This window comes from Comamonas sp. (genome assembly GCF_036666375.1).
Taxonomy (GTDB): domain Bacteria; phylum Pseudomonadota; class Gammaproteobacteria; order Burkholderiales; family Burkholderiaceae_C; genus Comamonas.
Genome location: NZ_JAVWWA010000037.1, coordinates 29,906 through 40,458, shown reverse-complemented (window position 1 = coordinate 40,458; position 10,553 = coordinate 29,906). Strand labels below are relative to the sequence as shown.

9 protein-coding genes and 1 pseudogene are annotated in these 10,553 nt (G+C 65.7%); 1 reads left to right on the top strand and 9 read right to left on the bottom strand.

What is annotated here, in order from left to right:
- From RR928_RS11355 to pcaB, 9 genes and pseudogenes are all read right to left on the bottom strand, one after another.
- The coding region (locus RR928_RS11355; protein ID WP_332682557.1) for an anaerobic C4-dicarboxylate transporter family protein at positions 1-682 on the bottom strand (682 nt) is incomplete at its 3' end.
- Positions 683-696: 14 nt separating this feature from the next.
- Positions 697-1,365 carry a MarC family protein gene (locus tag RR928_RS11350; RefSeq protein ID WP_332536668.1) on the bottom strand — a complete coding sequence of 223 codons (669 nt, stop codon included), beginning with the start codon at positions 1,363-1,365 and terminating at the stop codon, positions 697-699.
- 193 nt (positions 1,366-1,558) lie between these two features.
- Positions 1,559-3,049 (bottom strand): ribonuclease G, encoded by a 1,491-nt coding sequence (gene rng / locus RR928_RS11345; protein WP_332536721.1) that lies wholly within the window; start codon positions 3,047-3,049, stop codon positions 1,559-1,561.
- 22 nt (positions 3,050-3,071) lie between these two features.
- Positions 3,072-3,686 (bottom strand): Maf family protein, encoded by a 615-nt coding sequence (locus RR928_RS11340; RefSeq protein ID WP_332536670.1) that lies wholly within the window; start codon positions 3,684-3,686, stop codon positions 3,072-3,074.
- Positions 3,687-3,781: 95 nt separating this feature from the next.
- A complete protein-coding gene (locus RR928_RS11335) occupies positions 3,782-5,140 on the bottom strand; it encodes an alanine/glycine:cation symporter family protein (RefSeq protein ID WP_332536671.1) in 1,359 nt (452 codons plus the stop codon).
- Between the two features lie 277 nt (positions 5,141-5,417).
- Positions 5,418-5,531 (bottom strand): annotated as a pseudogene (locus tag RR928_RS11330) (23S rRNA (pseudouridine(1915)-N(3))-methyltransferase RlmH); the annotation flags it as partial.
- Positions 5,532-5,724: 193 nt separating this feature from the next.
- A complete protein-coding gene (locus RR928_RS11325) occupies positions 5,725-7,221 on the bottom strand; it encodes a fumarate hydratase (RefSeq protein ID WP_332536672.1) in 1,497 nt (498 codons plus the stop codon).
- Between the two features lie 8 nt (positions 7,222-7,229).
- Entirely contained in the window at positions 7,230-8,207 is a 978-nt protein-coding gene (locus tag RR928_RS11320) for a tripartite tricarboxylate transporter substrate-binding protein (RefSeq protein ID WP_332536673.1), read from the bottom strand.
- Between the two features lie 24 nt (positions 8,208-8,231).
- On the bottom strand, positions 8,232-9,599 hold the full coding sequence (pcaB, locus tag RR928_RS11315) for a 3-carboxy-cis,cis-muconate cycloisomerase (RefSeq protein WP_332536675.1): 1,368 nt from the start codon (positions 9,597-9,599) through the stop codon (positions 8,232-8,234).
- A 125-nt stretch (positions 9,600-9,724) separates the two neighbouring features.
- Between pcaB and RR928_RS11310 the strand changes: the two genes are divergently transcribed.
- The gene (locus RR928_RS11310; RefSeq protein WP_332682553.1) at positions 9,725-10,459 is read left to right on the top strand and encodes a GntR family transcriptional regulator; all 735 of its coding nucleotides are present in this window, start codon (positions 9,725-9,727) and stop codon (positions 10,457-10,459) included.
- The last annotated feature ends 94 nt before the right edge of the window (positions 10,460-10,553 follow it).

Below are 10,553 nucleotides of genomic sequence, written 5' to 3'. Positions count from 1 at the left end.
CGCGCGTCGGCGGCTTGAGCTGGGCGTCGGCAGCGGGTGCCACCAGCTCGCCGCTGGCGATGCGCCGCAGGTATTCCGGGTCCTGCTCCAGCGGCTTGCCGACGCGGCTCATCACCAGGCCGCCGGCGATGATGGCGACGATGGAGGCCGGCACCGTGATCATCAGAATGTCGGTGATCCGGAAGCCCTGCGGCGCGAGCAGCCCGACCATGGCCGCCATGGCCGCCGACACCGGGCTGGCCGTGATCGCCAGCTGGCCCGCCGTGGCAGACAGCGCCAGCGGCCGTTCGGGACGCACCTTGTTGGCCAGCGCCACCTCGTAGATCACCGGCATCAGCGAATAGTAGATGTTGCCCGTGCCCGCGCCCGCGCAGAAAGTGAAGGTGGTCAGCGGCGCCACGTAGGTGATCTGGTTGGGAAAGCGGCGTATCACCTTCTGCGCCTGGGCCACCAGAAAGTCTATGCCCCCGGCCAGCTGCATGGCGCCGGCCGCCGTCACGACCGACATGATGATGAGCATGGCCGACACCGGCACCGAGCCCGGCGCAATGCTGAACAGCAGCACGAACAGCAGCACGCCCAGCGCACCGAACAGGCCTATGGCCATGCCCTTGAAATGCACGCCAACCGCGATCAGCCCCAGCAGCATCGCGCCTTGCACAAAGATCAGCAGGTTGTCCATGCAGCGTATCTCCTTCAGTGAGGTGAAATACCGTTCAACTGGGCCCATCCAGTCCAGATGATCTCTATGCCTATGCACAGCAGGATGAAAGCCATCAGCCGCGTCATGACCAGGGTGCCGACCTCACCGAGCTTGAACATCAGCGCCGCGGCATTGCGGTTGACAAGATAGACCACGCCGACCGTGGCGGTCGCACCCAGCACGGCCACGAAGGCGCCCGAAACATACAATTCCAGCTGGCGCGGCAAGCCCGCGCCGATGGCAATTGCTGCGGCAATCGAGCCGGGGCCGGTGGTCAAGGGAAAAGTGAGCGGAAAAAAGCTGCGCCGCATGATCTCGGCATGGGTCCAGCTGTCGGGCTGGGTGCGCTTGACGGCCTCTTGGACCTCGTCGTCGTCATTGCGGTTGAGCATGCGCCAGCCCGAAGCCGCGACCAGCAGACCGCCGCCTATGCGCACAATGGGCAAGGAGATGCCGAACAGGCTCAGCACATAGGTGCCCACGAGCATGGAGCCGACCAGCACGAACCAGCAATTGATCGCCACCTGACGCGCCAACTGGTGCGCGGCCACGGGGTTGTTGCCCACGGTCATGGAGAACACCGGCGCTCCGCTCAGCGGGTTCATGATGGGCAGCAGGGTCAGTGGGACAAGCGCCAGCGAATGCAGGAACTCCACCACCATAGTCAGTGCGCAGCCCGGTGCGGGCCGCGCTGGCGCGGCAGATGCAAGAAATCCACGCTGGACATATGGCGTTACCTCAGTGACGGATATTCACCATCATATCCATGCCCGGTACGCTTGGCGCGTGGCGGCCATGCGACTGCGGGTCCGGGCGCGTGCGTTCCCTATTGCACCAGCCTGCAATCGCTGCCGATCACAGCAGCACGATGTCGTACTGCTCCTGGCCCATGGCGTTTTCCGCCTGCAGCGAAATCGGCTTGCCGATGAAGTCCGAGAGGCTGGCCAGGTGCGGGCTTTCCTCGTCGAGAAACAGGTCGACGACCTGGCGCGAGGCAATCACGCGGAATTCCTGCGGATTGAACTGGCGCGCCTCGCGCAGGATTTCGCGCAGCACGTCGTAGCAGACGCTGCGCGCGGTCTTGACTATGCCCTTGCCGGTGCACACCGGGCAGGGTTCGCACAGCATGTGGGCCAGCGATTCGCGCGTGCGCTTGCGCGTCATCTCGACCAGGCCCAGCTGCGAGAAGCCGCCCGACATCATGGTCTTGACGCGGTCGCGGCCCAGCTGCTTGCGGAACTCGGCGAGCACCGACAGCTGGTGCTCTTCGCGCACCATGTCGATGAAGTCGGCGATCACGATGCCGCCCAGATTGCGCAGGCGCAGCTGGCGCGCGATCGCCTGGGCGGCCTCGAGATTGGTCTTGAAAATGGTGTCGTCGAAATTGCGCGCGCCGACGAAACCACCGGTGTTGACATCGATGGTCGTCAGGGCTTCGGTCTGGTCGACGATCAGGTAGCCGCCCGACTTGAGGTCCACGCGCCGGCCCAGCGCCTTGGCGATTTCCTCGTCAATCGAGTAGAGGTCGAAAATTGGCCGCTCGCCCTTGTACAGCTGCAGCTTGGGCACGGCCGCGGGCATGAATTCCAGCCCGAAAGCCTGCAAGGCCGCAAACTGCTCGCGCGAGTCGATGCGAATGGTCTGCGTCTGCTCGCCCACCAGATCGCGCAGCACGCGCTGCAGCAGGTTCAGATCCTGGTGCAGCAGCGAGCCCGGCGGCAGCTGCACCGATGACTGCTTGATGCGCGCCCAGGTCTTGCGCAGGTAGGCAATGTCTTCCGACAGCTCCTGGTCGCTCGAATCCTCGCCGTTGGTGCGCAGGATGAAACCGCCACCGCCGCCCGTGGCCTTCTCGCCCACCAGGCCCTGCAGCCGGGCGCGCAGCGCGTCGCGTTCGGCAGGCGGAATCTTCTGCGACACGCCCACATGGTCGTCCTGGGGCAGGAACACCAGCAGCCGCCCTGCGATGCTGACCTGGGTCGACAGCCGCGCGCCCTTGGTGCCTATCGGGTCCTTGATGACCTGGACCAGGATGGCCTGGCCCTCGAAGATCTGCTTTTCAATCGGTTTGACCGGCAGGTCCTTGCGCGCGAACATCGGCGCCTCGCCGTTTTCCTGGCGCTGCCAGACGTCGGCCACATGCAGGAAGGCCGCGCGCTCCAGGCCAATGTCGATGAACGCCGACTGCATTCCCGGCAGCACGCGCGCCACCTTGCCCAGATAGACATTGCCCACCAGGCCGCGCTCGAGCGGGCGCTCCATGTGCAGCTCCTGCACCGCCCCGCTTTCGACGATGGCGACGCGGGTCTCCTGGGGCGACCAGTTGATCAGAATGTCCTGTTGCATGTTCATTGCTTGCCTATCCAATTCAAAGGGACCAGCCGGCCTGGCGCAGCAGCTGGGCGGTTTCGAACAGGGGCAGCCCCATGATGCCGGTATAGCTGCCCGCGAGGTGGGCGACATGCACCGCGGCCGCGCCCTGTATGCCATAGGCGCCGGCCTTGCCCATGGGCTCGCCCGTGGCGACATAGGCCGCGATCTGCGCGGGCGTCATGGCCGCGAAGCGCACGACAGAAACTGAAAGCGCCGTGAAACGCTGCGGGCCGGACTGCAGCGCCACGGCCGTGAGCACCTCATGCTCCTGGCCGCAGAGCAGCGAAAGAATGCGCGCGGCATCGGCCTCATCTTCGGGCTTGCCCAGGATCTGCGCACCCAGCGCCACCGTGGTATCGGAACACAGGATGGGCGCGGGCGCCAGGCCGCGGCGCGCATGGCGGGCCACGGCTGCGTCGAGCTTGAGTCCGGTCACGCGCTGCACGTAGTCGCGTGGCGCTTCGGCGGCCAGCGCCAGCTCGATGGCTTCGGCATCTTCTGCGACATCGCCGGCGGCGTTGGGCAGCAGCAATTCGTGGCGCACGCCGATTTGCTCGAGCAATTGACGGCGGCGGGGACTTTGCGAGGCGAGGTAGAGGAAATCAGACATGGCAGACGGTAAAAACTGCTGCAACCCTTTAAATTCAAGCGTCGCAGGCTATGAAAAAGATAGTACCACGCGCGCTCGACGGCCTCGCAAGCCGCCTATCGCGCTGCGCCGTCGCGCCGGGCAAAGTACTCGCGCGTGAGCTGCACGATCACCGGCGAAAGCAGCAGCAGCGAGATCAGATTGGGAATCGCCATCAGCGCGTTGAGCGTGTCCGCCACCAGCCAGGCGAAGTCCAGGGTCGCCACGGCGCCGAAATACGCAGCCACGGTCCACAGGATGCGAAAAGGCTTTTCGCAGACCGGGCCGACCAGGTAGGTCCAGCACTTCTCGCCGTAATAGGCCCAGCCCAGGATGGTGGTGAAGGCAAACACCGCCAGCGACAGCGCCAGCAGATACTTGCCAATGCCGGGCAGTGCCGCCTCGAAACTCTGGGTCGACAGCACCGCGCCGGTCGCGCCCGAGTTCCAGACGCCGCTGACGACAATGGCCAGGCCGGTCATGGTGCAGACGATGATGGTGTCGATGAAGGTGCCCATCATGCCTACCAGGCCCGAGAACACCGGGTCCTTGGTCGCTCCCGCGGCCTGGGCGATGCCGGCGGTGCCCAGGCCGGCTTCGTTGGAGAAGATGCCGCGCGCCACTCCCATGCGCAAGGCCATCAGCACGGTCGAGCCCAGGAAACCGCCCGTGGCCGCCGTAGGATTGAAGGCCTGGGCAAAGATCAGCGCGAAGGCGCTGGGGATACGGTCGGCAAAAACCCACAGCACACACAGCACGCAGGCAATGTAGAGCACGCACATCGCCGGCACCAGCTTTTCGGCGACCGCGCCGATGCGCGTGATCCCGCCCAGCACGACCGCGCCCACCAGCAGCGCCAACGCCAGGCCGGTGACCCAGTTTTCCAGGCCGAAGGCGCTGTGCATGGCCGAGGCAATGCCGTTGGCCTGCACCATGGAGCCTATGCCGAAGCCGGCAAAGCCGCCGAAGATGGCGAACAGCGTACCCATCCAGCGCCAGTGACGCCCCAGGCCGTTCTTGATTGCGTACATCGGGCCGCCGACCCACTGGCCCTTGGCATTCTGCTCGCGGTACTTCACCGCGACGACGACTTCACCGTACTTGGTGGCCATGCCCAGCAACGCGGTCATCCACATCCAGAACAGCGCCCCTGGGCCGCCCACCGCGATGGCCGTGGCCACGCCGGCGATATTTCCCGTGCCCACCGTCGCCGACAGCGCCGTCATCAGCGCCGCATAGGGCGAGATGTCGCCATCGGCCTTGTCTTCGATACGCCGGCTGCGCCAGATCATGCGAAAGCCATGGACGATATTGCGCAGCGGCATGAATCCCAGGCGAATCTGCAGATAAAAGCCGGTGCCCAGGATCAGCACGATCATGGGCACACCCCATACGATGCCGTTCAATGACGTGAAGAACTGATTCAGCAATTCCATGGATTCTCTCGATAGTTATGTAGATTTTCGGCGCGCGCCTTCCGGGCCGCACGCACAGCGCCTTGCGATACCGCAATCTAACAGGTGCCGCGCGACCCTGACCCCGCAGCAGAGCAATATTCAATTGCGTTTACCGGCTGAATCTCACCACCCGGTCGCGCCTTGCATCGCTCACTGCGGCCGGATAGTGGCGGGACCTGCAGCCGCGGACGCGTGCTCATCCGGGGTGGAGCAAAAAAAGCAGCCCTGAGGCTGCTTCATCGATCCGGACCCGCAATCATTCCCTGTGGTAAGAATGACCTGCATTCACCGACCAGGCGCGGTACAGCTGCTCGATGAGCAGCACGCGCACCCTGGCGTGCGGCAGCGTCAGGTCGGACAGGCGGATAACAGGATGCCACAGGCGCCGGGCTTGCCCAGGCGCTGCGCGCCCAGCGCGACGGTGGTGTCCGGCGCGGGTGCCAGGCCACGGCGCGCATGGCGGCCAACGCCTTGCGGCCTGACAGCAGCCCTTGCCGCAGTTGTCTCCCATCGTCCGACCGATTCCGTGCGCTCCGGGCAAAGCGCGCGACAGCCTTTGCGCCTCAGACGGCCTTGCCAAAAAGGTGGATCGTCCGCCCCTGGCTGTCCACCGCCACCGTGACCGGGAAGTCATGCAGCACGAACTCATGGATCGCTTCCATGCCCAGGTCGGCAAACGCCACGACCCGTGCCGCGCGTATCGATCGGGCCAGCAGATAGGCCGCGCCGCCCGTCGCGCTCAGGTACACGCCGCCGTGGCGCGCGATCGCCGCGATCGCATCCTTGCCGCGTTCGGCCTTGCCTATCATCGCCAGCAGTCCGGTGCCGGCCATCAGCGGCTCGACGAAGCGGTCCATGCGCGTGGCCGTGGTCGGCCCCGCGGGGCCCACGGCTTCTTCGCCCACGGCATCGACCGGGCCCACGTAGTAGATGGTGCGATCGCGCAAGTCCACGGGCAAGGGCTGGCCGCGCGCCATGAGATCGACCAGACGCTTGTGCGCGGCGTCGCGCGCAGTCAGCACGGAGCCGGACAGCAGCAGCGTCTGCCCGGTCTTCCATTGGCTCACCTGGGCCTTGTCGAGCTGGTCCAGATCGACGCGCACCGCGCCAGGCATGTCGAAGCGCTCGGCGATGCCGTCCCACAGGCTTGCGGGCGGCTCGGCCAGCGCGGCCGGGCCGCTGCCGTCGAGCGTGAAGCGCACATAGCGCGCGGCCGTGCAATTCGGAATCAAGGCCACAGGAATGGTGGCCGCATGGCAGGGGGCGGTGCGCAGCTTCACATCCAGCACGGCCGACGACCCGCCCAGGCCTTGCGCGCCTATGCCCAGCGCGTTCGCGCGCTCGAAGACTTCGAGGCGCAGCGCTTGCTCGGCGCCCTGCGCGCCGCGCGCCTGCAGCAGATCGATGTCGATCGCATCGAACAGCGACAGCTTGGCCAGCAGCATCGCCTGTTCGGGCGTGCCGCCTATGCCTATGCCCAGCGTGCCCGGCGGGCACCAGCCCGCGCCCATACCAGGCAACTGCGCAATCACCCAGTCGGCAACGCTGTCGCTGGGCTCGAGCGTCGCGAACCGCGTCTTCACATCGCCGCCGCCGCCCTTGGCGACGACCAGCACTTCGAGCACATCGCCTGCGACGATCTCGCACTGCACGACGGCGGGCGTGTTGTCGCGCGTATTGCGCCGCAGTCCCAGCGGGTCGGACACCATGGTCGCGCGCAGCGGATTGACCGGGTCGGTGTAGCCGCGGCGCACGCCTTCGTTGGCGACTTCCTGCAAGCAAAGGGGCGGCGCGCCGTCGTGGCGATAGAACTGCACGCCGCAGCCCAGGCGCACGAACACCTGGCCCACGCCCGTGTCCTGGCAAAGGGGCCGCCGGCCCAGAGCCGCGAGCCGGCTGTTGACCAGCAACTGCTCGATCGCGGCGCGCGCGGGCGCATGCGTCTCGCGCTCCTGCGCGCGGCGCAGCGCCTGCACATAGTCAGCCGGATGGTGGTGGCTCACATACTGGAAAGCCCGGGCCAGGCTTTCGACCAGATCTTCCTGTGCGATGCGGACCATGGGCGCGCTCAGTCGAGCTGTATCTTCGCCGCCGCGACGACCTCGTTCCAGCGCAGCACTTCGGCGGCCGTGAACTTGCCGAATGCATCAGGCGCGTATTGCGCATCGGGCAGCAGCTTGATGCCCTGGCTTGTCATGCGCTCGGTCCAGGCCTTGTCCCCCAGCGCCTTGAGATAGGCCTGGTGCATCTTCTCGACCACGTCGCGCGGCGTGCCCTTGGGCGCGTACAGGCCGTACCAAGTCGCGGCCTCGAAGCCGGGAATCGTTTTCTCGGCCAGCGGCTTGACGCCCGGATATTGCCTGGCCATGGGCGTGAGCGAAGTCAGCGCGATGGCGTTCAGGCGCCCACCCTGCACTTGCGGCAAGGCGGTGTTGCTTTGGTCAAACATGGCATCGACCTGGCCGCCGATCAGGTCGTTGATCGCCGGGCCCGCGCCCTTGTAGGCAATCTGCGTGACTTCGATGCCGGCGCGCGACGCGAACAGCGCGGCGATGAGATGCGAAGTCGAGCCCACGCCCGCGTTGCTGAAGTTCAGCGCCAAGGGCTTGGCCTTGGCCGCGGCGACGAAGTCGTCGGCGCTCTTGTAGGGCGAGTTCTTGCCGACCAGCATCACCAGCGGGGTATCGGGAAAGCGGAACACGGGCTCGAAGCTCCTGACCGGGTCGTAGCTGAGCTTCTTGTACAGCGCCGGGCCCGCACCCATGTAGCCCATGTGGCCGACCAGGAAGGTATAGCCGTCGGCCGGCGAGCGCGATGCCTTGGTCGCGCCTATGGTACCGCCCGCGCCGGCGACGTTCTCGATGACGATGGTCTGGCCGACCTGGCGCGACACCTTGTCGGCGATGTCGCGCGCCATCGCATCGGTGGGACCGCCCGCGGCAAAGGGCACGATCCAGGTCATGGTCTTGCTGGGCCAGGCCTGGGCCGCGGCGATCTGGGATGCGAGCAGCAGGGCCACAGCGCCGGAAGTCTTGAGCAGCTTCATTTTTTGTCTCCTTGGATTTCGGAATCAGAGGGTCTTGGTCGATGCTTCCAGCGCACGGTCGACCATTTGCGGCGCCAGCCCCAGGTAGTTCACGGGGTCGGTCAGGTGCTCGATCGCGGCGCGATCGAAATGCGCGGTGACGGCGGGCAATGCGCTGAGCGCGTCGGCCAGCGTGCCGCCGGATTCGTTGACGCTGCGGCAGGCGTCGTACACCACGTCATGCGCCTGCTGGCGGCCCATGGCCGGGGCCAGACCCATCATCACGGCCTCGGCGACGATCAGGCCCCGGCTGATGCCCAGATTGCGGCGCATCTGTGCGGCGTCGACGATCAGCCCGCCGAGCGCGAACCTGGCCTGGTGCAATGCGCCCGCGGTCAGGATGAAGCTCTCCGGAATCGCAATCCACTCGGCGTGCCAGGGGCCGGTCGCGCGCTCGAAGTCCTGGATCATCGCGTCGACCATCAGGCCCGCATGCTGGCGCACGCCCTTGGCCGCGGCCAGCATCAGCTCGCTGGAGATAGGATTGCGCTTTTGCGGCATGGTGCTACTGGCGCCGCGGCCCTTGACGAACGGTTCGTAGACTTCGGCGAATTCCGTAGAAGCCATGATCATGATGTCGAGCGCAATCTTGCCCAGCGAGCCCGTGACCAGCGCCAGCAGATTCACGGCCTCGGCGAAACCGTCGCGCGCCACATGCCAGGTGGTCACGGGAACCTGCAGGCCCAGTTCCTCGGCCAGCGCTTTTTGCACTTCGAAGCCCTTGTCGCCCAGCGAAGCGAGCGTGCCCGCGGCGCCCGCGAAGCTCACGCACTGCACGCGCGCGCGCAGCTCGGCCAGGCGCTGCTGGTGGCGATCGAACATCGCCAGCCAGATCGCGACTTTGTAGCCGAAGGTCACGGGCAGCGCCTGCTGCAGGTGCGTGCGCCCGGCCATGGGCGTGTCGCGGTGCTTCTTCGCCAGATCGGCCAGGATGGCGCGCAGCGCGCGAATGTCGGCTTCCACGATATCCAGCGCGGCGCGCACCTGCAGCACGTTGGCGGTATCCATGATGTCCTGGGTCGTCGCGCCCCAGTGCACATAGCGGCCGGCGTCGCCGCACATCTCCACCAGCTGGTGCACCAGCGGCAGGATCGGATAACCGACGATGTCGGTCTCCTGGCGCATATGATCGAAATCGATCTTCTCTATGCACGACGCGCGCGCAATCGTCTGCGCCGCGTCTTGCGGGATCACGCCGCAGCGGGCCTGGGCCTGGGCCAGTGCGACTTCGACTTCGATGTAACGCGCGATGAGACCGCGATCGGAGAAGACTTCGCGCATCGCGGGCGTGCCGAACGCATCGCGAAACAGGATGGAATCGATGACAGTGCTGGAAGAGGAGCCGTTGCGCATGGGAGTGCAATCCAATATGTTGAATAAAATCGAACATATAGTTATGTTCGTACATATCGAAGTGTAGATATGTTCGAACAATTGACTTCACAGTGAAAACCCTGATTCGGGACACAATCCAAGCGATGAAGAAAAGCATACAGACAGACCTCTGCCGCGAGCTGACGGACGCCATTACTTCGGGGGTGCATCCCGTGGGCAGCCTGCTGCCCACCGAACTGGAACTGTGCGAGCAGTACGGCCTGAGCCGTTACGCGGTGCGCAAGGCGCTCGACGAGCTGCAGGAGCAGGGACTGATTTCGCGCAAGAAGAACGTGGGCACGCGCGTCGAATCGGCGCGCCCCGCGATGGGCTTCACGCAGTCGATCGCCACCGTGGACGAGCTCGCGCAGTTCGGCGCGCGCCATGTGCGCACCGTCAAGTCGTCGCAGGAGCTGGTCGCCGACCTCGCTCTGGCCAAGGAGCTCGACTGCCCTGGCGGCACGCGCTGGCTGCGCATCTCGAGCCTGCGGCTCGACAGCAGCCAGGCCAATGCCCTGCCCATCTGCTGGACCGACGTCTATGTGGACGCCGCTTTCGCCGACATCGCCCAGCTGGTACGCGCCTCGCCACAAACGCTGATCAGCAGCCTCATCGAAGAACGCTACGGCCGCGCGATCGCGCGCATACGCCAGGACGTGCAGGCCATTTTGCTGCCCGCGGACATGGCGGCGGAACTCAAGACGGAAAGCGGCTCGCCCGCGCTGCGCATCACGCGGCGCTATTACGATCCGGCCGGGGAATTGCTGGAGATCTCGCGTTCATTCCACCCGGCGAATCGGTTCACGTTCTCCATGGAAATGAGTCGGAGCAAGGATTGAGCGAGGCCAGCGAGCCCAAGTCTCGCAATGAATCAACAAGAAACAGCGGGCCTCATCCCCCCGTTCGTCCTGAGCCAGTCGAAGGATGAACGGC

What these genes read in the sequence shown, in the direction of transcription:
- RR928_RS11335 (WP_332536671.1), bottom strand. Translation starts at nt 5,140, where the DNA reads ATGGAATTGCTGAATCAGTTCTTCACGTCATTGAACGGCATCGTATGG.
- RR928_RS11340 (WP_332536670.1), bottom strand. Translation starts at nt 3,686, where the DNA reads ATGTCTGATTTCCTCTACCTCGCCTCGCAAAGTCCCCGCCGCCGTCAA.
- RR928_RS11320 (WP_332536673.1), bottom strand. Translation starts at nt 8,207, where the DNA reads ATGAAGCTGCTCAAGACTTCCGGCGCTGTGGCCCTGCTGCTCGCATCC.
- RR928_RS11310 (WP_332682553.1), top strand. Translation starts at nt 9,725, where the DNA reads ATGAAGAAAAGCATACAGACAGACCTCTGCCGCGAGCTGACGGACGCC.
- rng (WP_332536721.1), bottom strand. Translation starts at nt 3,049, where the DNA reads ATGCAACAGGACATTCTGATCAACTGGTCGCCCCAGGAGACCCGCGTC.
- pcaB (WP_332536675.1), bottom strand. Translation starts at nt 9,599, where the DNA reads ATGCGCAACGGCTCCTCTTCCAGCACTGTCATCGATTCCATCCTGTTT.
- RR928_RS11325 (WP_332536672.1), bottom strand. Translation starts at nt 7,221, where the DNA reads ATGGTCCGCATCGCACAGGAAGATCTGGTCGAAAGCCTGGCCCGGGCT.
- RR928_RS11350 (WP_332536668.1), bottom strand. Translation starts at nt 1,365, where the DNA reads ATGGTGGTGGAGTTCCTGCATTCGCTGGCGCTTGTCCCACTGACCCTG.